Genomic DNA, 24,318 nt, shown 5'->3' on the forward strand with positions numbered 1-24,318 from the left:
GAGTAATCTGGTGAACACCATGAAACTTAATCCTTTATTGCTGACTGCATCATTAACCATTTTGTCGTTATTATCAGCATCGAACATAGCACAAGCCGAAATTCTAAAGATTGACGGACAGGCTAAAGTCATCACAAAAGCCGATACACCGCGTCGTGGCGTCTCCATGAAATCAGTCAAAGCGAAATACGGAAGCGCTAAAAAAATCACTACTTCCAAAGGAAAAGTCAGCCGCAAACACCCACGAATTACTCGCTGGAACTATGGTAACTTCTCAGTTTACTTCGAAAACAAACATGTGGTTCATACGGTGGTGCATCGCTAATAGATGAGTTTCTACTGGCGTGTGGCAGTTTACTGACAGGGCGTGATTAAGTCAGCTATTATTTTTGTAACTAGTAGCTTAGCTATTCTTCATACGGCAACAGCTCGATAATTGAGTATGTATCCAAGGTCGAAAGTATTTCGAACCAGCATCTTTTTTAGGTTCATCCCCATGCCTATGGGGAACACCACAGCTACCGAAGTTCGTACCACACGATGGCCGGTTCATCCCCATGCCTATGGGGAACACGCTGCTAGGATTTTACGAGTGAATCCGTCAAGCGGTTCATCCCCATGCCTATGGGGAACACTCTGCCGTTGCCATGGCCAACTGTAGCACTGGCGGTTCATCCCCATGCCTATGGGGAACACTTCAAGAAACGCACGTTTATTAAGCAATGTGGCGGTTCATCCCCATGCCTATGGGGAACACAAGCGCCGCCTGTTTAAAGACGTTCCGGAAGTCGGTTCATCCCCATGCCTATGGGGAACACTGCCGCAACGTCAACAACGCCAGCCCACCATTCGGTTCATCCCCATGCCTATGGGGAACACTTTTGGCATCAGCCTGCGCTGATGTGTAGCCACGGTTCATCCCCATGCCTATGGGGAACACGTCCAAGCCAAGCTTTTCGATTACATCCTTTGCGGTTCATCCCCATGCCTATGGGGAACACATACACCTGAAGCCAAGCTAGCTGCGATGAATCGGTTCATCCCCATGCCTATGGGGAACACACTAGCCAGACTCTCTGAAATAGTGGCGCGGCCGGTTCATCCCCATGCCTATGGGGAACACAGAAGCTTTCAGACTGCTAATTGCTGGTAAGACGGTTCATCCCCATGCCTATGGGGAACACTGAATCACTACCGCTTCTTCGCCGGCTGGTGTCGGTTCATCCCCATGCCTATGGGGAACACATACATGAACCCGGAGATACCCATCGTGTCTGCGGTTCATCCCCATGCCTATGGGGAACACTTAAGAATAAGTCATATTATAAGTCAATTAGACGGTTCATCCCCATGCCTATGGGGAACACGAAGGAACGCGTTATAAACACGCCATTCAATCCGGTTCATCCCCATGCCTATGGGGAACACCACTCCTTAGGGAACGGGCTGCCCTCAGAAAACGGTTCATCCCCATGCCTATGGCGAACACAATTACAAGCTGCTAGGATTTATTAATTAAAGCGGTTCATCCCCATGCCTATGGGGAACACATAGTCGTTTATGGCTTTACCGATTGTCATAACGGTTCATCCCCATGCCTATGGGGAACACACATAGCGTTCGATCATCTGATCCAGCATATCCGGTTCATCCCCATGCCTATGGGGAACACCCGGAGTTGTTGTTCACCGGAATAATCATTGACGGTTCATCCCCATGCCTATGGGGAACACTTATCCTGATTACTTAACGCAGCCTTTTACTGCGGTTCATCCCCATGCCTATGGGGAACACCCTCTTTAACGGGTGAGACTTCTTCTATCAGGCGGTTCATCCCCATGCCTATGGGGAACACATACTGATGCGCAAGTTGATGAGATTCAGGCGCGGTTCATCCCCATGCCTATGGGGAACACTTGGATAAATGCACGAATTGATGCGTCAACAGCGGTTCATCCCCATGCCTATGGGGAACACTGCAGCTGGCACCGTTCTGGGGCTGGATATTCCGGTTCATCCCCATGCCTATGGGGAACACGTCGATGAGTGCTTGCTTGCTGCGCTCAAAGTCGGTTCATCCCCATGCCTATGGGGAACACACGGCTTTTCAAAAGTCATGCTGGGCGGTAACCGGTTCATCCCCATGCCTATGGGGAACACCACTTAGAATGGGTTTATAGGTCAGGCGAAAGCGGTTCATCCCCATGCCTATGGGGAACACGTTGGCGCTGGTACTGGCGGAGTGCCACCACCCGGTTCATCCCCATGCCTATGGGGAACACCTGCAGCGCACTTGATTGGTAGCCCGACGGTGCGGTTCATCCCCATGCCTATGGGGAACACTGACAGCCGCGGCATTGTGGTGTATAGCGCGCCGGTTCATCCCCATGCCTATGGGGAACACACTTACGTGTGGCGTCAACTGCTTCAGGGATTCGGTTCATCCCCATGCCTATGGGGAACACATATGCTTGATAATGTAATCTCTCTCTCCTACCGGTTCATCCCCATGCCTATGGGGAACACTTGATAATGACTCCGGTGTTGACAGCGTGTCGCGGTTCATCCCCATGCCTATGGGGAACACACGGGTGATTCTTCCAGTATCTCTTTGAGGGGCGGTTCATCCCCATGCCTATGGGGAACACGGCACCTGCAATCGCGCGCTTGTTGGCGGTAACGGTTCATCCCCATGCCTATGGGGAACACCTAACACCAATGCACGCATGCGCGCCTTATACCGGTTCATCCCCATGCCTATGGGGAACACAGTCTTTAAAGCTGACCTGTTGGTTCGTTTGCCGGTTCATCCCCATGCCTATGGGGAACACTCCACCGTTCGTAGCGCTTAAAGCTGAGATACCGGTTCATCCCCATGCCTATGGGGAACACGACTAATGGCAGCGTACCCGGTTGGGATACGACGGTTCATCCCCATGCCTATGGGGAACACGACTAATGGCAGCGTACCCGGTTGGGATACGACGGTTCATCCCCATGCCTATGGGGAACACTAGTAGCGTCGGTTTCTTCTCCGCGTTTAGCACGGTTCATCCCCATGCCTATGGGGAACACTCGCCCTGCTGATATCTGGCAGGCATGACGTGCGGTTCATCCCCATGCCTATGGGGAACACTGCGATTGTTCGGGTTATCTAATCCACCATTACGGTTCATCCCCATGCCTATGGGGAACACTATAGGGGAATGAAACAAGTGACCCAGACCGACGGTTCATCCCCATGCCTATGGGGAACACGACCAATGGCTACCAGACGGATTCAAAGCTGCCGGTTCATCCCCATGCCTATGGGGAACACAGCGGGTTATCCTCCTGGGTCAATGGCAATGGCGGTTCATCCCCATGCCTATGGGGAACACCGCAGCACTCATGTTTGCGTCAAACAGTTCTCCGGTTCATCCCCATGCCTATGGGGAACACTCATTTAGCAGTTCTACAAGCGTATCAGCACCCGGTTCATCCCCATGCCTATGGGGAACACTTATGGGTGCGATAGTTAATAAATCCTAACAGCGGTTCATCCCCATGCCTATGGGGAACACAAAACATTAATAATAGATTTTCTGAAATCTCACGGTTCATCCCCATGCCTATGGGGAACACTAAATTCCTCATGCTCCGAAAATAAATACATACGGTTCATCCCCATGCCTATGGGGAACACTAAATACGGGTCAATATCCGTGATCGTGCGAGAGGTTCATCCCCATGCCTATGGGGAACACCTGCGCCACGCCAGTGCCCGCATCTATAACGACGGTTCATCCCCATGCCTATGGGGAACACTTTGGGAGCCAGTGCTTTGTAGTGTTTACTGGCGGTTCATCCCCATGCCTATGGGGAACACGGGACTGGTGTGACCAGCGATCCACTCGCTGGCGGTTCATCCCCATGCCTATGGGGAACACTTTTCGAACCATGAGCGCGCTCTGCGGGTATTCGGTTCATCCCCATGCCTATGGGGAACACGCGCTTCATCAGAATCAAACTCATGTTCACGTCGGTTCATCCCCATGCCTATGGGGAACACGGTATCAAAGTCAAAAATGTCTGGGTTATTCCCGGTTCATCCCCATGCCTATGGGGAACACGTCTCCATTGCTAACTCAATTTGATCCAGTGCCGGTTCATCCCCATGCCTATGGGGAACACTAAGATACAGCAAGATGAACTTGCGGATGATACGGTTCATCCCCATGCCTATGGGGAACACTAATTACAATTATTTTTTAGGGAAAACAGACACGGTTCATCCCCATGCCTATGGGGAACACATATTCAGTGCGCTTTGGCTTTGCTGGTTCTCCGGTTCATCCCCATGCCTATGGGGAACACGATGCCTTCCTTTCTGATCCATCTGGTGATTACGGTTCATCCCCATGCCTATGGGGAACACTCTATAAAGACAAATAAATATTTATCTTTGGTCGGTTCATCCCCATGCCTATGGGGAACACTTCTCCGTCGCTTGGTCCGGCTAGCAAAGGATCGGTTCATCCCCATGCCTATGGGGAACACAACTTCACCGGCTGCGCCAATGAGTGTTTTAACGGTTCATCCCCATGCCTATGGGGAACACACAGCGACGCCAGCGCATGGCACGGTAGCAGCCGGTTCATCCCCATGCCTATGGGGAACACGCTGCGGTTGGGTACGCGATTAAACCCATTGGCGGTTCATCCCCATGCCTATGGGGAACACAGCTTGGGTGGCGACAGTCAAGAGCTTGAAAACGGTTCATCCCCATGCCTATGGGGAACACGCATCAAGCCAAGCCATTTCAGATGCGTTGGGCGGTTCATCCCCATGCCTATGGGGAACACCGAAGGCCATTGCGATTTCTTCGTTGTACCAGCGGTTCATCCCCATGCCTATGGGGAACACGAATGCCTGGCACTGCGGTGTCCGGTCGGGATCGGTTCATCCCCATGCCTATGGGGAACACCCAGGTTAGCGGTATATCCCAGTGAACGAGTTCGGTTCATCCCCATGCCTATGGGGAACACATAACCGGAGAATGTGCCTGCGTCGTCAACTGCGGTTCATCCCCATGCCTATGGGGAACACCTTCAATGCAGCTGTTGCCGCTTTTTCGTTAGCGGTTCATCCCCATGCCTATGGGGAACACGCTTTTATAGTCGCCTTTTTTTATGCGTTGTTCGGTTCATCCCCATGCCTATGGGGAACACGCGATCTACACCTACCGACAAGAGCTGATCGACGGTTCATCCCCATGCCTATGGGGAACACCATACTCAATACTGTTGTCAAAATGAAAAGCACGGTTCATCCCCATGCCTATGGGGAACACATGTCGCCTCGTAAAATGCTGTTGAAGTTAAACGGTTCATCCCCATGCCTATGGGGAACACAAAAAGGCCACGTCGTGCGCTAACACCGTGACCGGTTCATCCCCATGCCTATGGGGAACACGTCCCTGCCGATGACGTTCGAAGCGTGGGAGCCGGTTCATCCCCATGCCTATGGGGAACACCGTTTTTAGCGTCAAAGCAATCAGATGGACAGCGGTTCATCCCCATGCCTATGGGGAACACGGCTGATTACGGTCTCAGTAATCAGACGATCACGGTTCATCCCCATGCCTATGGGGAACACAAGTAACGAGCCAGTGGTTGGTGAGGAGGCGGCGGTTCATCCCCATGCCTATGGGGAACACCTGCTGAAGTTGGAAGGGGAGTATATCCCCAACGGTTCATCCCCATGCCTATGGGGAACACTTGATTGTTGACCGTGGTAATTGTGTTTTTTTCGGTTCATCCCCATGCCTATGGGGAACACGACGGTCGTTGACATGGAGCCGTCGAACTCGTCGGTTCATCCCCATGCCTATGGGGAACACAGTGCATATACGATTCCATGCTCACGGCGAACCGGTTCATCCCCATGCCTATGGGGAACACCGTACTGGGTGGCCTCATGATGGATAATGAGGCGGTTCATCCCCATGCCTATGGGGAACACATACGCATCAAAGATGTTATGCGTCAAACAGACGGTTCATCCCCATGCCTATGGGGAACACGAAGAGCTACCCAATCAAGAAAAAAAATTCTTCGGTTCATCCCCATGCCTATGGGGAACACGCCACCAGGGCGAGCGCCGTTTTTGAACAGGACGGTTCATCCCCATGCCTATGGGGAACACGTGTCTTTTGCTCGCTTAGGGTTGGGCATTGGCGGTTCATCCCCATGCCTATGGGGAACACGTTGCGATCATAAATGCGACTGACTGAGTCGGCGGTTCATCCCCATGCCTATGGGGAACACACTAATGCCGCTCGTTTGTAGTCGCGTACTGCCGGTTCATCCCCATGCCTATGGGGAACACATTAGCATTCACATTCGCAATGTAGTCATCAACGGTTCATCCCCATGCCTATGGGGAACACATGATTGACAGCTTAAAGAACTCGTTCAGCGGCGGTTCATCCCCATGCCTATGGGGAACACCATCATGGCATCAAACAAATCATCCCCAATGTCGGTTCATCCCCATGCCTATGGGGAACACTCAATCAGCTTTGCTTCAAACATTCTCTGCGCCGGTTCATCCCCATGCCTATGGGGAACACCCGTTCCACCAGTTCAACACCTTTTTACCCAGCGGTTCATCCCCATGCCTATGGGGAACACTTCAGGCTGATGTTATTCCACCAGTTAACGAACGGTTCATCCCCATGCCTATGGGGAACACCTGAGGATAGGGCGGTTTGATCAGCGTTGACACGGTTCATCCCCATGCCTATGGGGAACACCTAGCGTGCACCAGTCTTATTGGCCTGTATGCCGGTTCATCCCCATGCCTATGGGGAACACAAGCACTTCAACAAGCAGGTATTAGTGTCACGCGGTTCATCCCCATGCCTATGGGGAACACATCCAATAGATAACCTTACATCCATACGCTCACGGTTCATCCCCATGCCTATGGGGAACACTGGCAGGAGCTTACAAAAAACTCATTGTTGTACGGTTCATCCCCATGCCTATGGGGAACACTTCATATCTTCAACTAAATCAAAACTGATTTTCGGTTCATCCCCATGCCTATGGGGAACACGACGCATTGCACGGCATAAGCAGACTAAAGAACGGTTCATCCCCATGCCTATGGGGAACACTTCCCAGTACCATGACCAGACGATACCGATACCGGTTCATCCCCATGCCTATGGGGAACACCAGAATGCTGAGATTAAGCAGGCGTTTCAGAACGGTTCATCCCCATGCCTATGGGGAACACAAGCGTCCGGTCATTTAAATGCCAAACGAAGACGGTTCATCCCCATGCCTATGGGGAACACACCCAATGAGCCGTAAGCCGTAGCAAGCTCACCGGTTCATCCCCATGCCTATGGGGAACACTGTCGTTCAATATTTATAACTGTTGGATTAAGCGGTTCATCCCCATGCCTATGGGGAACACTTATAACAAGGAGATTCTTTTCCCTGACTAGTCGGTTCATCCCCATGCCTATGGGGAACACATAATCGCATCTACCGAACCATCCGGTATTTCCGGTTCATCCCCATGCCTATGGGGAACACTTTCTGGTACGCGCTTTAAGGCTCCTGACTTGCGGTTCATCCCCATGCCTATGGGGAACACTCATGCCTGACAATGGATTACCGCTAAACCTGCGGTTCATCCCCATGCCTATGGGGAACACTCTGGATTCAGCATGCCCCAAGATGATTTCAACGGTTCATCCCCATGCCTATGGGGAACACGACAGCGCTCGGCCCAACTTTCACCTGGGCGCACGGTTCATCCCCATGCCTATGGGGAACACCCTCTGGCAACACCGCAAACCGTTTCATGAATCGGTTCATCCCCATGCCTATGGGGAACACTTGTCTTATTGGCGTTGTAAGTAGACCGATTGCGGTTCATCCCCATGCCTATGGGGAACACATAAAGAATACCAGGATGCAATGGCATCTTATCGGTTCATCCCCATGCCTATGGGGAACACTGCGACTCTTAGACTTGGCCTACCGCTGCGTTCGGTTCATCCCCATGCCTATGGGGAACACAGCCGCAGCTCGCTCGAAGAAGCAGACACACACGGTTCATCCCCATGCCTATGGGGAACACTGACACATCGTTACAACGCCGCACTGCATAGTCGGTTCATCCCCATGCCTATGGGGAACACAGCGGCTGCCGTGGCTTCGATACCCGCCCAAACGGTTCATCCCCATGCCTATGGGGAACACCCTTGCTCGATGTAAGTTGCCACCCAGACCGGCGGTTCATCCCCATGCCTATGGGGAACACGTTAATCCCGCAGGGGGCGTGCCCAGAAGGGGCGGTTCATCCCCATGCCTATGGGGAACACACCAATTCTAAATCATTGGTTTAAATAAGAAAAACAGAACCCAGAAATTCTACCGACTAAATTGCTTAAATATTCCACTTTATTAAAGAGCACGTTCTTCACCTTCAGGAAGAAATGAAACAAGTCGTAAATTATCCATATCAACAGGGATTCGACGATTTTCTCCAATCGTTTGAAAATCAAAACCCGACTCAGTATTGGTTTTCCAAGCCATCACAACATTGCCGTCACTACTCAGTTCACTGCATTGCTCCCAAATCATTTCACGAACTCGGCTAGATACATCCCCGACATAAACACCCGCACGAATCTGTAACAACCAAATAGCTAAACGTCCTCGTAGACGGGGAGGAACGTTCTCAGTCACAACCACCAACATCGCCATATCATTTACTCCGGTGTCCAGAGTCCCCCATTGATTGAGCAGGTGGTATTGCCGGAGGAACAGACTCTTCCGGCATTTCAGGCGGTTTAATTTCACCCGCAGCTAGCACCTCTTCAATCATGGGAATAATCTTTGCCAATGTCTTTTGCTGACGAAAGGCGTCACGACAAGCAATACGCACCTCACGATCAGGGCTGCGAGGGTTTTTAGCAGCCACCTGAAAGGCAATAGGTACAACCGTATCGAACTTAAAAATATCCGCTATATCATAAACAAAAGATAAAGGCTTGCCCCAATGAATAAAGCCCATCGCCGGAGCATAACCCGCTGCCAATACCGCCGCTTCAGTAATTCCATACAAGCAAGACGTTGCTGCACTCATACAGCGGTTAGGAATATCACTGGCATCCCAATTATTTGGGTTGTAATTACGGCGCTTCCAGTCTACTTTGTAGCGTTTTGCCAAAAGTTCGTAAGTTTTACGAACCCTTGCCCCTTCAATTCCGCGCAATTGCTGAATACTGCGCTTAGCCGGTGCCGCCTCACCAAAGCGAATCTCATACATCTTGCGAACCACCTTTAACCGCAAGTTATCATCCAGCGCCAACTTGGCTTGATACAACAAACGATCACAGCGCGCGCCGCCCGGCTGACCAGCAGAATACAAACGCACACCAGCCTCGCCCACCCAAACCAGTAATGTCCCAACCTCGGACGCCAACCGAACAGCAGCATGTGAAACGCGTGTTCCCGGCTCCAACATAATACAAGCAATAGAACCTACCGGAATATGAGTGCGAACCTCATCCTCCTGAATAAGCACAAATGCCCCATCTTTGACATCAATTTGGCCGTACTTCAAAAATACCATAGAGACACGATCTTTCATGGGGATGGGCTTTAGGGGGAGGAATGGGGTATCTGACATGAGTTAGGCTCTCCGTACCAATAGCAAACCACAACCAAACGCCTTGGACTTACCCATTCCATTGAATAATACCTTCCTGAATAATTCAGGATCAGTCACAGTCAATGTTCCTTGAAAATCCACGGTGCTGTATTTCACTGGCTGCTTCTGCCTTTTTGCCAAACTTTCATGACGATGATAAGCATCAACCAACACCTGCTCAGGCGAAACATCAAAGCCATTAGGTTCTGATCGCTTTGATAACCACTGTAGACAACTCGTCTGAACAATCTCTTGCAGTGCAGGCTTTTCACTTTGCGGAAGTTCTTTAAAACCAATACGCCATTTTTCATGCATCACAACATCATGGCGTCTCTTCTTTCCATCAGTGCTACTGATAGTCACAACAGGGTTCACCCGTAATGTGAAAAATAGACTCTGCCCTTCAAGCAACTGAGGATCATAATGTTTTGGCGGATCAATCATCCACAGACCTGTAGAATCAACGGGCATTCGCTGAGACAAAATATAATACTTGATGCGCCCCCGCTCATTCACACGGCGATACAGGAAATCACGTGATGCTTCCGGGTCATTATCAAATAACCTCCATAGCGCCTGATGTTCACGGTAACCATCCTGAGAAAGCGATTTGGCTAGCTGCTGATAATCCATCACGGGATTGAAAGTCATTCGGCTTAGATACATCACAACTCTCCTTGACGGGTTTCAGCACAATAAAACTCATCCCGGTTTGAAAACTGCCAACGCTGACGGCTGCTCACCTGATCACGTCTTGGGTATGCCATCGTTGCTGTCAGGCCAGTGAGTGTTTCCTCTGAAAAACCTGATTCCCAGTAGTAACTACGTAATTTGGTTTGCTTTGGTTTTAAAGCATAAGTCCAAGTAGCTGCTTTTTCTGAAGGATATTGATCGAACGCCTGCTTTAAAGAACAACCTGTACTAAGCTGAGGAAACAGCGGCAAACTAACCGGGCAAGATTTTCGACCAAGGTAAAGTGTAAAGTGCGGGTTTAGAAGCTTTTCCCGCAGCTCCTCTAAAGGGTAAAGCGGAGCATCAGAACAACACTCTATCGCAATTTGGTACAAAGCATCTGTTCGGTAGTCCCGTTGTGACAGAATTGTATTCAGGTTTTGTTTATCGAACATTAGCTCATCACTCCGACTTGCGTACTCACGCTTGCCACCGGGTACTTGCACTGTGTGGTAATCCCGCAATAGCTCACCAGCCTCAATCACACATACCGCTAAGCGATAGTCCCGACTTAACCGCAATTGTGACTCATCATCTTGACGATCAACGCCAATAGCAGCAGCCAGTAAACCAGTAATGGCCGACTTACTGGGATGCCCTGCACTTGGACGATGTTCCCCCACGGCAATATCACCCCACGACGCTAGTGCGCCATGCAGTTGAAAAACCAAAAAATCGGGCATCATTACGCCTCCGCTGCACACTGAATCACAGCACTTAAACTGCCTTCAGCAGTCACCGCATTAAGGCTACTACGATGATCAGCACATTTGCCGTAAACCTCCTCCATATTCTTAACCGTCAGACCTAGCTGCTTTATTGCAGAATCAAGCATGTCAGCACCCGAAACAGGCTTGAGGAATGCCACTGACAAAGAGCGTGGTTGCTGGTTTCCTGTTTCACAAAGAATGTAAGAGGCACGGGCGCGAGAGGCAAAACTGTTCTGCTTCCCACTAGGGGAAACCGTCGCTGCACTTTCTATTAAAGCTGCAAGCGTCTTATTGGCGAGTTCCTCATTATCTGACAGGTTTTTAACCAGCAACGCTTTATCGATACACAGGTACAAGTAGAATAATCCAGCGGCAAATTCTGTCTCTCCAAGGTGCGCTGCACCTGCATCATCTTCACCACTATTCAAATCATCAACTGCCGTAAAAAAGTCATCTTCAACCACCACTGGGTGAACACTCACCGCATGAGCAACCTGTGCCGCCGCTTCTGTGTTAAACAAAGGCTTAGAAGCCAACATTCGACCAAATAAAGCTATATCAGCTGCGGTGTGCTGATTACGAAGTAAAGCAAGCTCCTCTTTCTCAGGTTTGCTTTTGCGCTCAACCAATACTGTTACTAGTTCATCGATCAACTGACGCTCTTCAGGGCTAAAATGAGCTAGTTGTTCAATTTCGACCTCTTTAAGTTCTAGCTTTAGTTTCTCATCATCCTCTAAATCGTTGAGACTTTTCTTTTCGCCAGCTGAAAGCGATTTCAACTTTCCAAACTGCTCTGCGATGGACTTCGTCCAATCCAACGCATCTTTTTTAGCAACTCCCTGATCTCGCAGCGCTTTAAATACCTCAACACCCATTTCTTTGGTACGGGTACCCACATGGCCTTTTAAGCTGTCTGCAAAAACCTCAGAAGTGCGCCATGCACGTTTCAAGCTTTGTGATGACACACGTAAACGTGGCTGACCACCCATCATGGCGGTTTTTGGTCTACCCAAATCATCCCGATTCAAGTTGGCTGGAGGGTAAGAAGTCAACAAGTGTAGTTGTACAAAACGGCTCATAAAATAATCCTCAAAATAGGTAATCAGGCAGATGCATTATCAGGTGTGTTAGGGAAATAATCGAAAGCCCACCGGCGCTTAACATCATCACCCCAGTAATAAACAGAAGTAGCTAAATCATTTAGATTGGCTTTATTACCCAGCATGCGCAGTATGCGAATCATGGAAATATATAGATCAGCACGGTCACGCTGAATAAGACGGCGAAAGCGTAATTCACTAACAACTGGTGGATTGCCTGCCATTTGAATAGCTAGGCTTTGTTCTGGGTTATGCTGACGTACGTGCGCCAATAAGCCTAAAATCGCAGCTAAACGGAGTTGCCAGCTATCATCTCGCTCATGCCTGAAGTATGGGGCAAATCTTACGCAAGCACGCTGAAAAACGGGCAACAAAACGACACCCTCAACTGTTTGCGCACGCCGAAGCTCTGCACGGTCTCCGTTACGATCTTGGAGTTGGTCCCACCATTTTAATAAAGCATCACCAAATGCTTGATCACTATTAAACATTGACTTCATGCGTTCTCCTTTTTGAGTGTGCTGACAGGTTTCTTTGCGTTTTTGGGTAGTTGTAAAGCTTGTTTAATTTTGTTGCTGTAGGCGAGTCGTCGTAGTTTATCTCTGGCGGTTGCGACACGCCGTGGATTGGCTTGAGCAATATCTCCGCGAGCAGCCCAATAATCAAATAGTGCTTGTGATGCACTCACTAGTGTTCGATGCCACTGGTGAAGTACTGTTTTATCATCGTCATCATTCTGTAAAGCCTCTTGCAAGTGTTTTGCGGATTTAAAGAATGATTCTTCAGTGTGATGATAGAAGCTCTGAGATATGAACGTGGTATCACCCTTGGCATCCCCTGGACGCTTAAACCACGCCTCCTTCACACATGAGCGAACAAAGCCTGCAAACTCACTGGCGGCCTCAGTCATGTTTTGTATTCGGCCAGAGAAAGTCAGTCGTATGTCATCATCAACAATTAATAATGGAAAGGTAGTTTCATACCAGCAACGTGCTTTCATATTATCCATGTCATAACCAAATGCATGTAAACGTAACTGCTCTTTCCAGTCATGTGCTAACACTCGATAACGACTCACTACCAATGCATTAAAATATGAAGGCTCTTTATCTGAGTCATAAATCGCTACTTTTAACCAGTGTTGATAAGTCATTCCACCAGGCTGTGCGTGCTGAGGCAATAAGTCTCCAGATTTACTCAAAGAGTGAGGACTGAGTGGGTGTTGCCATGCTCCAGTGTAGTCAATACCATAGTTTTTAGTTTTGTACTCACTGACTAACCGCTCTGAATACGCATCACAAATATCACAGTGGCCTTGCTGTACTGTGTCCCAGTTAATTCGAATCCGACGTGGCATACCCCAGTACATTTGTAATGGATTAACATCCATCGGCGTGGTTCCAACGCCACCCACTTTTTCGCTGGTACGTGTAGATGCCAACCATGGAAAAATATCTGAAAATTCTGCTTTATTTTTACTACCTGTGAGAGTGTCAACCATTTGTTGATCTAGCACATTTAGCCAAACATTTCTCCAAAGGTCACTCGGCAGATCACTTGTTTCGTCAAGTACTGCTAAGGTACTTAAGGGACCACCACCTCGCAATGAAGTACGATGTCCTTGACCACCTGCAGGGGCATTAGTTTGTAATGTAAACAACGCGGTCGCAGCACACACCGGACACATCATTTCGACCCGTCCTTGTTTAATAAAGTGATCTTTATTTTCCTTTACGGTGTTGCCTCCCGGAGATTCTATTAATAAGTCTGCAATACCATTTACACTGCTGCCTTCCAGTGCATCATAGTCCTGCATGAATGCACCTTGCTTTCCTACTAGCTTAAAAGCGTCTGTATATTTCGAAAACAACTCTTTTAGTTCACTAGGCGTATATGGCGCTTCGAACTTATCGAGCCAACGATTATAGTCTTTGGGTGTTGCTGCTGTTTGCAGTAAACCAATCAGAAACTGCATTAATGCACCATTGAAATCCGGACGTGGTGCATTTATAGAGATGACAGGATTATCTGGTTCGGTCAGCTGCCATGGGGCAATGAGCTCACTTATGCCGTTTCTACGAATTACAGGAATCCACTCATCATTGATTAAATTACTTACCATGCTTACCTTCCTTATTCACAAGGTCTACGTTAATTTTTTTTACTTTATTAGTAGCAATAAACAAAGCAAATACAACGGCTGAAACCACAATCTCAACAAGTCCAGACATGGCATATATTCCTTTAATATTGGACAGGACTTAACCATAACATGAAACTCAAACTAAAATAAAATACAATTGTATTTTATAAATACCATTAATGCTTATTAAAATTTATCTACTGCATAATTACACTTTGCTATACTTAGACTTTCCCCGTCTTACCTGATAGGGATGAACCGCATTAATGGTAATTATAAAAGACCATTGGACGCTGTTCCCCAGATAACTGGGGATTGGAATATCAAGACCAACCATCTTGATATTCCGCTACTTCCAAACCATTTCGACTGTAGGTCACTCTAATCTCTGCACCCTGTTCATTAAGTGCCACTCCTTGCCAAACACCGTTATCCACACTCTTCAATGGCACAAGCACACCCCACTTACCTTTTACAGGCAAATGCTGAGCCTTAAAGAGATCCAACTTTTCCTGTGTCAATTCTGGAAAAGTCCCTTCTTTCGCAACCCAATATGTCCGCATCGATGCCGCACTCAATTGCCATGAATGCTTGCTTTCATCAGACCAAGGCAATAACTCATTATTCTGCCACTTAGCTAAATACACCGTTGTAGTTGGGTCACCTAGTCGTGTTGGGGTTTGTGCTTCATCCCACCACCGGTTCGTTGATGCATCGGAGTACCCAACATCCATTTTTAATGCATTTAAGCAGGCAATACTGGCATCTGCTCTATCTCCACCTTCAGCCTCAAAACTTTGATGAAGTAGTCCCTCTGGAATCTCAGCTTGCGCATCATCACCATATACTCCCTCAATTAAGCACCTAGCATCATCTGGCATTCGAAACTTACCTTTGCGATAAAGCAGAGTAGCTGTTAGCCAGAGCTGGCCATGATGTTCATAAACCTTTTGGGCATTTGGAAATCGAGCGGCGTACCACTTGGAGCTAGGAGCATCCGAAATCGGAGGTGAAAAGATATGTAAACTCACATTACCCCGTTGATCTTGTCCAGATATTCGATTTCCTTGCTGATCACGACTATGACGGCGCAAACGTCCCGCTCTCTGAATCACCAAATCAACTGGCGCAAGATCAGTAACTAACGTATCGAAATCCAAGTCCAAAGATTGCTCCACAACCTGCGTAGCTATGAGTATTTGCCCACGCCTGTTAGCAACACCGCTCTCTTTGTTAAAACGTTCCACAACCCGCTTTTCAATGGCGATTCTGTCACCAAGTGCAAAACGTGCATGGAACAAGTCGATACTCCATTCAGGGTGAGCCACCCTGAGCTTTTGATAAGACTCAACAGCATCCTTAACAGTATTGCGTATCCAGCAAACGCATTGATCATTCTCTACTGTTATTTTTAGCAACTGCTCAACCTCGGCTTCATCATGTATAAACACAGTTGTAACTTCGCGTTTAACATTGTCACGAGTAGCAATTACTTGTTCGTGAGTCCCATATGAATCCATGTTACTCATCAATGGATAAGAATAATCATCTGTTTTTTGCAATGACACTTTAGGCCATTTCTGCCCATCAGCATAAGCTTGTAACAATGACCTTCTTTGGTGGTGAGGCAGTGTTGCCGATAGTAAAATAGCGCTCCCACCAGCTGCAGCATGCGCTCTCAGTAAAGCACACAACAACTCATGCATATATGCATCGCAAGCATGCACTTCGTCGACAATAAGCACTTTATTAAGCAACCCCAATAGTCGTAACGATTGGTGTCTTGATGGCAATACTGCCAGCAAAACCTGATCAATTGTTCCAATACCAATTTCAGCTAATAACGACTTTTTGCGATTATCGGCAAGCCATGAATTACAATGAGCTTCGGCGGATTGTTCGTTGGTATCATATTCAGTCTGCTGTGCAGAATATTTCCCAACGATAGACTGCTGGAATCCGTCGGACATGGCAGCTGCTCCATGCGCAAGTACGAGAGAAGGCTGAACTGATTGCGAAAAGAGTTTTTTATAAACATGCCGCATTCGCTCATACATCGTATTGGCGGTTGCCATAGTTGGTAGCGCGAAATAGACGCTATTACCTAAGCCTTTTTTCATCAAGCGGTGGGCTAGTAATACAGCAGCTTCAGTCTTTCCTGCGCCTGTAACATCTTCCAGTATAAAGACTTGTGGACTATCTTTAATTTCATAATCACTGACTGCTTTTTGCAACGGCGTCAGCTCTGGTTTCAAACCTTCGGGGAGTTCAATTAGATCTGACAGGCCTAATGAAAGTGACGGGGAATTGCCGGTTAACTCAGTTGCCTGAATCGCTTGGACTGCACGTCGTTTGGCTTTGTCCCAATATGACTCAAGAGGTTCGTGATCATCTTGGTAAGGGAAAAACTCAGTATTTGATCCTAGCCAGTCACAGAGTACGGCAAAACCAGATAGCCACCAAGATGCAAGCTGGATAGAACCAAGTTCACACTCTGGAAATGCCGTTCCATCCTCCAATAACAAAGGAATAAGATCGTTCAGAAATGAAGCGGCTGCATCAAAATCAACTAAGGCATTAAAGTCATCGGGAATCTGACGGCTAGTGACTGGCTTAGGTGGCTGACCATGATGCCCAACCATTGCTGCAATCCAGATATCAATAGGACTTATTGAAGCCTTACGACGTTTGGAGCCTGCCGAGCGTGGGATAATTCCGTGTTTCTGAAATTGTTCTTTTAGAGATTCTTTCCACAAAATCCAACCCAAAGAGTCATGTCGCTCATAATATTCACGATCACTCTCCCGCCCTTGCAGTCGCATAAGAACAGCAGGGTTCAAACCTTGAAAACTATCAGCGAACTTACCTATATCATGCAACGCTAATAAAAAGGTAATCCACTTTTTAAGGTTTACTGGAGTTATTCCTGTAAGCGACTGAAACTGGTTTAAGTAGCTTGGGTTTTTATCTAGTAAAACATACCCAACCGCTGCCACATCCAAAGAGTGATATGGCAGTAGGTGGCAAGCCACATTTGGTTTATACGAATTCGGAGCTGACTTACCCCAGTATTGAAAATATGTTGACTCAGTTATCACTACTGCGCCCTTACTGTTGACATAATGTACAAAATACAAAGATCCAGCCAACAATAACACAAAAAATAGTTAATAAATCACATACAACATTAGATTATAAAAAATTAATTTTTAATCAATTTCATCTATTAATCTAAGTAATTGATATTATTCAGGGGGAGTCAAAGATACTTACCGACAAAGAAAAATTCCAAAGTTTGGCTTTAATCGCACAACACCCAAGCAAACCCTCGCACGATATTAATTTCTCGTAGTCCTTACGAGCGCAGGGAGTCGGCGAAGAGCAATTAATATTGCTCGTGGGACGAGAAAAAAACTACTGATTGTTAGCCATGGACTCAGAGATCTTCCATCCATACGCACAATCAACATCAATGCGCACCTTGAGCAAACCACTGGTTCCCTCTTCCAGCATCACCTCCAGCGGGCTGCGACGATTAAACCGACGGTGGGGTTTACGCAACCACACTAAACGCATCGGCTCACTAAACGGATAAGTCGTGCGCAATGCATCAGCAATCCCAATAATGTGGTCAACCCGTTCCCACACACCAACATTCTCCGGAAAAGCCATCATGCCACCGCGGAAGTGTGCGAGACTTCGGCTCCGTACAGTGTCTGGTAGATTTAGCATAGACATAACCTGATCACTAGATAATTTCCAGCTATCCAGATAATGCATGACCCCTTTAGTGAGTTCCTTTTTGTGCTCGTCTGAATACTGATCTACATTCATGACTGATCTCCGGAATCTTTTTTAGTCGTAGTCGGGATAAAATTAACCACATTGCTTTTCGTAGGCTCATCGATGAATTGCGGACGCTCTTTGGCAGTGAGCTTTAACTCATCCATAATTTCGCGCTCACGCGCAGCGATCAGGCCAAAGCACATGCGCACATCTTCAATGGTGGACGGTTGTAACGGTGTACGAAGTGCAGCGTCAGAAGGTGTCACGTCTTTAACGACTTGCGCCAAGGTTTTGCGTAGGACCGCTAAAATCCGCTTTTCTTTTTCCAGACTGGTCTGACTTTCCGACATTGATTCACTCCGCTGTATGCCCATTAATTACACCCAGGGCGGTAAGGAATACAACATAATAACCATTTCAAGATAAGCCAGCTATATCCCCTTATCCATAAGCGCATATGACGAATTTACGCACGTAAGGCATAAGTAACTAAACTTAGCACTCCGTAATATTTACCGGTAGCTCCAATACATTGATCGCCAAGCCACCACGCGCAGTTTCTTTGTATTTGCGGCGCATGTCACGGCCCGTTTCACGCATAGTGATAATGACTTTATCCAAGGAAACAAAGTGCGTTCCATCGCCACGTAACGCCATGCGTGATGCAGTAATTGCTTTCATGGACGCCATGGCATTGCGCTCAATACACGGCACTTGAACCAAACCACCAATAGGATCACAAGTTAGTCCCAGATTATGTTCCATGCCAATTTCTGCGGCATTTTCTACTTGTGCAGGTGTGCCACCTAACACCTCAGTCAGTGCGCCTGCCGCCATCGAACACGCAGAACCCACCTCACCCTGACAACCGACTTCTGCCCCACTGATCGAGGCATTTTCCTTAAACAAGATTCCAATTGCGGCTGCAGTTAATAAGAACCGGACCACCTTATCGTTGCTCCATCCCGGACTGTTATGGTCCAAATGAAAACGGGTATAGTAATGCAATACCGCGGGAATTATGCCTGCAGCACCATTCGTCGGTGCAGTCACGACCCGTCCACCCGCTGCATTCTCCTCATTGACCGCCAAAGCATAGAGCGTCACCCAGTCGGTTGCAGAGAGTGGATCAACCATTACCATTTCCATGCGTTCACGTAGTTGACGATGCAAATCAGGTGCGCGTCGCTTTACCTTCAAACCACCCGGCAAAATGCCGTCATTCTGACAACCAGCCACCACGCACTCCTGCATGACTTGCCAGATCTGTAGTAGCCCCTCCCTGACTTTATCCTCAGTTTGCCGAACACACTCGTTTGCCAGCATGATATCGCTGATTGATAAACCATTGCTTTCGCATAGGGCCAATAGCTCAGCACCGGTCTTGAAGGGGTAAGGCACGATGGTATTGTCTTCTACAATTTGAGCACTGCCACCTGCTGCTGCATCCTGATCTACAATAAATCCACCACCAACGGAGTAATAACAGCGCTTCAGTAAGCTTTCCCCGTCCGCATCCAATGCTTCAAAACATAAACCATTAGGGTGATATGGCAGGCTTTTTTTACGATACAACAGGAGATCTTCGTCTTCGTTAAATGTAATTTCGTGGCTACCGCCCAATAACAGGCAATTCTCAGTACGCATACGATTCAATCGATCAGACATCGAGGCAATGTCCACCGCCTCGGCAGTTTCGCCCTCTAATCCCATCAAAACCGCTTTTGGAGAACCATGCCCTTTACCCGTGGCGCCAAGAGAACCAAATAGCTCAGACTTGACCCGCGCCACCCGATTCATCAGGCCCGATGTGGCGAGCGAGTCGACAAATAAATTGGCGGCTCGCATTGGCCCAACCGTATGAGAACTCGATGGCCCGATGCCAATTGAAAACAAATCGAATACGCTGATGGTCATTGGCTTTTTCCCGCTAAAGTGAGTGTTTATTAGATTATCGTTAGCGTGATGTTATGACCCAAGATTGCATTTGTTAAATGAATAGTTAAAATGAAATTATTAATATTATAAATAAATTTAGTTTAGCTAACTTTTAATGAATGTAAGCTTTAAAAATCTCCCCATTGATCTGCTGCGAACCTTTGTCACGGTGACTGAACTCAACAATATCAGCCGTGCCGGTGAAATGTTGGGACGCTCACAGCCCGCTATCAGTCTTCAGATAAAACGGCTGGAATCGATTGTGAATGAGAGTTTGTTTAAGCGCACCCAAGGACACCGCTTTGAGCTGACGGCTTCAGGCCAGGTACTGTTTGATTATGCGCAGCGGATTCTGGTACTAAACGATGAGGCTATGAATTATTTTGCCAAGCCAACCATTCGCGACAGTATTCGTCTGGGTATTCCCAATGAATTTGCTTCAACCCTCTTGCCAAAAATCATCGGGCGTTTTGCAAAAATCTACCCCGGAGTGCGTTTGGAGGTCACTTCAGACCTAAGTAAAAATTTAGCGCCTCAGTTTCTGAACAAACAGTTCGATGTATTGCTCAGCCTGAGTGATGACGAAAATCTGATTAGTCCACACAGTCGCATAATCAAACAAGACAAACTGGTCTGGGTGAGTAAGCAAGATTCCGAGGCACACCTGAAACAGACCATCCCCTTAGTGGTTGCACCGGAGGGCTGTCTATATCGACGCCGTATGCTGCAACGACTCAGCCGCATCAATCAGCCATGGAGCATTGTCTACACCATACCGGGCTTAACGGGAATTCAGGTGGCAATTGCTGAGGGACTGGGCGTAACAGCACTGGCGAAAAGTACCGTACCGGAGTCCTTAGATATCATTCAGGAGTCAGAGCAATTCCCGGACCTGGGCGAGGTAACCATCAGCCTGATCCGGGAAGTCGATAGCCGCAGCGAAGCCATTGATCTGCTGGCTGAATACATCAAAACGAGTTTGATCTAAACCGGAATGCTCTACACGAAACAAACTAGTAATAGATAAGCCTTAGCGCAGCTCGTCACTCTCACGAATCGGTGCGGGTGCAGCAGAGACCATACGACTGTTTCTGGAGTTAAGGTTAGGCTGGATCTTAGACACAATCGCCTCTCGCCACACAATCAACACACCCGAGAATATGGTCACCAAAGAACCAATAACCACCCACTGATCAATCGATTCATTAAAGAAAAACAGCCCAAAAATTACCGCCCAAATCATCTGACTGTACTGCATCGGTGCAATAAATGCGGCATTGGCCGAACGATAGGCGAACAGAATTAACAGCTGTCCAATCTGTCCAAATACGCCAATCAGGAACATCACACCCAGATCCTGTAGCGGCATAGGTTTGTACACGAATGGCAGTACACAGCCGGTGACGATAATACTGGTGAGGATGGGATACAAAATAAGGGTTGCCGCGTTTTCACTGGAACCGACCTTACGGGCAATAATCGCCGCCCCACCACTACTACACGCCGCCAGAAACCCAAACAAGTGACCAATGGACAGTGTTTCAACCGACGGCCTGAGTACAATGATCACTCCCAGCAAGCCAACCAGAATGGCAAACCAGCGAAATAGATGTACTTTCTCACCAAGATAATAAATCGCCAGAATAGAGATAATAATCGGTGCCATAAAGATCAGTACATAGACCTCCACCATTGGCAGCATGGAAAACGCCAGAAATGCGGAGCATAAGCTGCCAACCATCAGGCAGGATCTAAAAATAACCAGTTTTGGGTTTACCGCTTTAATTGAACCGGGGTTTGAATCCACCACCCGCGCCAGTGAAAACGGCACATATCCGAACAACATGGCAAAGAAAATCGTCTGGAATACCGAATACTCACTCAGCGATTTCAACAAGGCATCGTGTGTGGAAAACACAGCAAAACCGGCAAGCGCCAACAACGGGCCTTTCACTACAGACGTCGTAGCGGCATTTGAATCAGTCATAAATATTCTCAGAAAATAAGCGCGATTTGCTTATTGATTATTTGTTTTTGCGGCGACGCCTGAAGAAAGCTCTCAATTGCTCACTGCATTGTTCAGCCAGCACCCCACCCTGCACCTCTAATTTATGCAGATTATTGTCATCTTGCAAGGTGTTATACACGCTACCCGCTGCACCCGTTTTGGGATCAAATGCACCGAATACTACCCGCGTTACCCGTGCATGGAGCATCGCACCGGCACACATGGCACAAGGCTCAAGCGTGACGTACAAGGTAGTATCTGGCAGTCGGTAGTTTTCTAATGCTTGCCCCGCTGCGCGCAGTGCCATGATCTCAGCATGTGCGCTAGGGTCATGATGACTAATCGGCTGATTCCAGCCCTCGCCGATTAGCGTGTTATCTTTAATGAGCACCGCACCAACCGGCACTTCGCCCTGAGCTTCGGCACGTTCGGCCAATCGCATAGCATGCGACATCCAAAGCCGATCCTGATCTAAAGACCCATCAGTCACTTCTTCAGGTGCCTCATCGACTACAGTCTCACTGACATCATTAGATACCTCACCAGACACTTCGGTATGTTCCGAAGTATCTGATGTGGCATTCAAAGCAGGCTTCTGCCCGATCATTCCCACTCAATGGTCGCTGGTGGCTTACCAGAAATATCGTAAGTCACACGTGAGATACCATCGACTTCATTAATAATACGCAGTGACATAAGCTCAAGGAACTCATACGGCAGACGCGCCCAACGAGCTGTCATAAAATCAATCGTCTCAACCGCACGTAATGCAATCACCCAGTCATAGCGACGACCATCACCCATAACACCAACCGATTTTACCGGCAGGAATACCGCAAAGGCCTGAGAGGTTTTGTCATACAGATCGTGTCTGTCCAGTTCTTCCATAAAGATATGATCAGCCTGACGAAGCAAGTCCGCATATTCCTCTTTAACTTCACCCAGAATACGCACACCTAAACCAGGGCCAGGGAACGGATGACGGAATACCATCTTACGAGGCAGACCCAGCTCCACACCAATCGCGCGAACCTCATCTTTAAATAACTCACGCAGCGGCTCAACCAGTTCAAGCTTCATATCATCCGGCAATCCACCCACATTGTGATGGGACTTAATGACATGCGCTTTACCGGTTTTACTACCGGCAGACTCGATGACATCCGGATAAATCGTGCCCTGAGCCAGCCATTTTGCGCTGGTCAGTTTTGCAGATTCTTCATCGAAAATCTCGATAAATAAATTACCGATAATCTTTCGCTTCGCTTCCGGATCAGTGACACCTTCTAATGCTGAGAAATAGCGCTCAGATGCATTCACACGAATCACCTTAACGCCCATGTGCTCAGCGAAGGTATCCATGACCTGATCGCCTTCGTTAAGACGTAATAAGCCAGTATCCACGAATACACAGGTCAGTTGATCACCAATCGCTTCATGCAATAACGCTGCAACCACTGAAGAATCAACACCACCAGACAGTCCCAGAATCACCTCATCATCACCGACTTGCTCTCGAACGCGTTCGATACTGTCAGCAATAATATTCTTAGGGTTCCACAGTGCTTCACAGCCACAAATACCCTGTACAAAGCGCGATAAGATCTCGCCACCCTTTTCCGTGTGCGTGACTTCCGGGTGGAACTGAATACCGTAAAAACGACGATCTTCATCCGCCATACCGGCAATCGGTGCATTCGGTGAGCTTGCCATTAGCTTAAAGCCTTCCGGCATAGCATTGACCTTATCGCCATGTGACATCCACACATCTAACAGGCCATGGCCTTCTTCATTCACTTCATCCTGAATGTCTCGAAGTAGCTCAGTATGACCACGCGCGCGAACTTTAGCATAACCAAATTCACGCTGGTTCGAGCTGACTACTTCACCACCCAACTGCTGCGCCATGGTCTGCATGCCGTAGCAAATACCGAGTACTGGCAGACCAAGGTCAAACACAATTTGTGGTGCAACCGGCGCATCATACAACATGGCCGACTCAGGACCACCCGACAGGATAATTCCCTTCGCATTAAAGTTACGGATGCTTTCTTCATCGATATCCCAAGGATAAATCTCAGAATAAACACCCACCTCACGCACACGGCGTGCGATTAGCTGAGTATATTGCGAACCGAAGTCCAGAATCAGGATGCGATCATCATGAATATTATTTGACATCTA

Annotated in this window: 16 protein-coding genes and 1 CRISPR repeat array; of the genes, 2 read left to right on the top strand and 14 right to left on the bottom strand. The window is 48.0% G+C overall.

Features of this window, described 5'->3' with window-relative positions; translation table 11 throughout:
* Nucleotides 1-19 precede the first annotated feature (19 nt).
* The gene (locus DKW60_RS01945) at nt 20-325 is read left to right on the top strand and encodes a hypothetical protein (protein ID WP_109835985.1); all 306 of its coding nucleotides are present in this window, start codon (nt 20-22) and stop codon (nt 323-325) included.
* A gap of 159 nt (nt 326-484) precedes the next feature.
* A CRISPR array of direct repeats spans nt 485-8,383; the repeat unit is 29 nt; unit sequence CGGTTCATCCCCATGCCTATGGGGAACAC.
* 82 nt (nt 8,384-8,465) lie between these two features.
* On the opposite strand, the gene cas2e is transcribed toward DKW60_RS01945, so the two are convergent.
* The 11 genes from cas2e to DKW60_RS02000 form a co-directional block, all read right to left on the bottom strand.
* Complete coding sequence (cas2e, locus tag DKW60_RS01950) at nt 8,466-8,768, bottom strand: type I-E CRISPR-associated endoribonuclease Cas2e (RefSeq protein WP_109835986.1); 303 nt, start codon at nt 8,766-8,768, stop codon at nt 8,466-8,468.
* A 1-nt stretch (nt 8,769) separates the two neighbouring features.
* Entirely contained in the window at nt 8,770-9,696 is a 927-nt protein-coding gene (gene cas1e, locus DKW60_RS01955; RefSeq protein ID WP_245929538.1) for a type I-E CRISPR-associated endonuclease Cas1e, read from the bottom strand.
* A 3-nt stretch (nt 9,697-9,699) separates the two neighbouring features.
* Nucleotides 9,700-10,383: a type I-E CRISPR-associated protein Cas6/Cse3/CasE gene (gene cas6e, locus DKW60_RS01960; RefSeq protein WP_109835988.1), complete on the bottom strand. Its 684-nt coding sequence runs from the start codon at nt 10,381-10,383 to the stop codon at nt 9,700-9,702.
* Nucleotides 10,383-11,135, bottom strand: a complete 753-nt coding sequence (gene cas5e, locus DKW60_RS01965) for a type I-E CRISPR-associated protein Cas5/CasD (protein WP_219988608.1) — start codon at nt 11,133-11,135, stop codon at nt 10,383-10,385. The genes cas6e and cas5e overlap by 1 nt, the downstream gene beginning before the upstream one ends.
* Nucleotides 11,135-12,238, bottom strand: coding sequence for a type I-E CRISPR-associated protein Cas7/Cse4/CasC (gene cas7e / locus DKW60_RS01970; protein ID WP_109835989.1), 1,104 nt, complete (start codon nt 12,236-12,238; stop codon nt 11,135-11,137). Before cas7e ends, cas5e begins: the two co-directional genes overlap by 1 nt.
* Before the next feature lie 23 nt (nt 12,239-12,261).
* Nucleotides 12,262-12,759, bottom strand: coding sequence for a type I-E CRISPR-associated protein Cse2/CasB (gene casB / locus DKW60_RS01975; protein ID WP_109835990.1), 498 nt, complete (start codon nt 12,757-12,759; stop codon nt 12,262-12,264).
* Complete coding sequence (gene casA / locus DKW60_RS01980) at nt 12,756-14,381, bottom strand: type I-E CRISPR-associated protein Cse1/CasA (RefSeq protein ID WP_109835991.1); 1,626 nt, start codon at nt 14,379-14,381, stop codon at nt 12,756-12,758. The genes casB and casA overlap by 4 nt, the downstream gene beginning before the upstream one ends.
* Before the next feature lie 344 nt (nt 14,382-14,725).
* Nucleotides 14,726-17,560, bottom strand: coding sequence for a CRISPR-associated helicase Cas3' (gene cas3, locus DKW60_RS01985; RefSeq protein ID WP_109835992.1), 2,835 nt, complete (start codon nt 17,558-17,560; stop codon nt 14,726-14,728).
* 256 nt (nt 17,561-17,816) lie between these two features.
* Nucleotides 17,817-18,236 (bottom strand): antitoxin Xre/MbcA/ParS toxin-binding domain-containing protein, encoded by a 420-nt coding sequence (locus DKW60_RS01990; RefSeq protein ID WP_109835993.1) that lies wholly within the window; start codon nt 18,234-18,236, stop codon nt 17,817-17,819.
* Nucleotides 18,233-18,538: a segregation and condensation protein A gene (locus DKW60_RS01995; protein WP_109835994.1), complete on the bottom strand. Its 306-nt coding sequence runs from the start codon at nt 18,536-18,538 to the stop codon at nt 18,233-18,235. The genes DKW60_RS01990 and DKW60_RS01995 overlap by 4 nt, the downstream gene beginning before the upstream one ends.
* 145 nt (nt 18,539-18,683) lie before the next feature.
* Nucleotides 18,684-20,105: an L-serine ammonia-lyase gene (locus DKW60_RS02000; RefSeq protein WP_109835995.1), complete on the bottom strand. Its 1,422-nt coding sequence runs from the start codon at nt 20,103-20,105 to the stop codon at nt 18,684-18,686.
* Nucleotides 20,106-20,241: 136 nt separating this feature from the next.
* Here DKW60_RS02000 and DKW60_RS02005 point away from each other — a divergent pair, with 136 nt between their 5' ends.
* Entirely contained in the window at nt 20,242-21,114 is an 873-nt protein-coding gene (locus DKW60_RS02005; protein ID WP_109835996.1) for a LysR substrate-binding domain-containing protein, read from the top strand.
* A 42-nt stretch (nt 21,115-21,156) separates the two neighbouring features.
* Here the strand turns inward: DKW60_RS02005 and DKW60_RS02010 are convergent, their stop codons facing one another.
* From DKW60_RS02010 to guaA, 3 genes are all read right to left on the bottom strand, one after another.
* On the bottom strand, nt 21,157-22,113 hold the full coding sequence (locus tag DKW60_RS02010) for a DMT family transporter (protein WP_109835997.1): 957 nt from the start codon (nt 22,111-22,113) through the stop codon (nt 21,157-21,159).
* Nucleotides 22,114-22,150: 37 nt separating this feature from the next.
* Nucleotides 22,151-22,624, bottom strand: a complete 474-nt coding sequence (gene tadA, locus DKW60_RS02015; protein WP_281271812.1) for a tRNA adenosine(34) deaminase TadA — start codon at nt 22,622-22,624, stop codon at nt 22,151-22,153.
* 113 nt (nt 22,625-22,737) lie between these two features.
* Entirely contained in the window at nt 22,738-24,315 is a 1,578-nt protein-coding gene (gene guaA / locus DKW60_RS02020; protein WP_109835999.1) for a glutamine-hydrolyzing GMP synthase, read from the bottom strand.
* Between the last annotated feature and the right edge of the window lie 3 nt (nt 24,316-24,318).

The organism is Leucothrix pacifica, assembly GCF_003172875.1.
GTDB lineage: Bacteria > Pseudomonadota > Gammaproteobacteria > Thiotrichales > Thiotrichaceae > Leucothrix > Leucothrix pacifica.

Excerpts from the sequence above, each read along its gene's own strand:
- casA (WP_109835991.1), bottom strand. The coding sequence starts at position 14,381 with ATGGTAAGTAATTTAATCAATGATGAGTGGATTCCTGTAATTCGTAGA.
- DKW60_RS02010 (WP_109835997.1), bottom strand. The coding sequence starts at position 22,113 with ATGACTGATTCAAATGCCGCTACGACGTCTGTAGTGAAAGGCCCGTTG.
- cas1e (WP_245929538.1), bottom strand. The coding sequence starts at position 9,696 with ATGTCAGATACCCCATTCCTCCCCCTAAAGCCCATCCCCATGAAAGAT.
- guaA (WP_109835999.1), bottom strand. The coding sequence starts at position 24,315 with ATGTCAAATAATATTCATGATGATCGCATCCTGATTCTGGACTTCGGT.
- cas5e (WP_219988608.1), bottom strand. The coding sequence starts at position 11,135 with ATGATGCCCGATTTTTTGGTTTTTCAACTGCATGGCGCACTAGCGTCG.
- DKW60_RS02000 (WP_109835995.1), bottom strand. The coding sequence starts at position 20,105 with ATGACCATCAGCGTATTCGATTTGTTTTCAATTGGCATCGGGCCATCG.
- DKW60_RS01995 (WP_109835994.1), bottom strand. The coding sequence starts at position 18,538 with ATGTCGGAAAGTCAGACCAGTCTGGAAAAAGAAAAGCGGATTTTAGCG.
- casB (WP_109835990.1), bottom strand. The coding sequence starts at position 12,759 with ATGAAGTCAATGTTTAATAGTGATCAAGCATTTGGTGATGCTTTATTA.
- DKW60_RS01945 (WP_109835985.1), top strand. The coding sequence starts at position 20 with ATGAAACTTAATCCTTTATTGCTGACTGCATCATTAACCATTTTGTCG.
- DKW60_RS01990 (WP_109835993.1), bottom strand. The coding sequence starts at position 18,236 with ATGAATGTAGATCAGTATTCAGACGAGCACAAAAAGGAACTCACTAAA.
- DKW60_RS02005 (WP_109835996.1), top strand. The coding sequence starts at position 20,242 with ATGAATGTAAGCTTTAAAAATCTCCCCATTGATCTGCTGCGAACCTTT.
- cas2e (WP_109835986.1), bottom strand. The coding sequence starts at position 8,768 with ATGGCGATGTTGGTGGTTGTGACTGAGAACGTTCCTCCCCGTCTACGA.
- cas6e (WP_109835988.1), bottom strand. The coding sequence starts at position 10,383 with ATGTATCTAAGCCGAATGACTTTCAATCCCGTGATGGATTATCAGCAG.
- cas7e (WP_109835989.1), bottom strand. The coding sequence starts at position 12,238 with ATGAGCCGTTTTGTACAACTACACTTGTTGACTTCTTACCCTCCAGCC.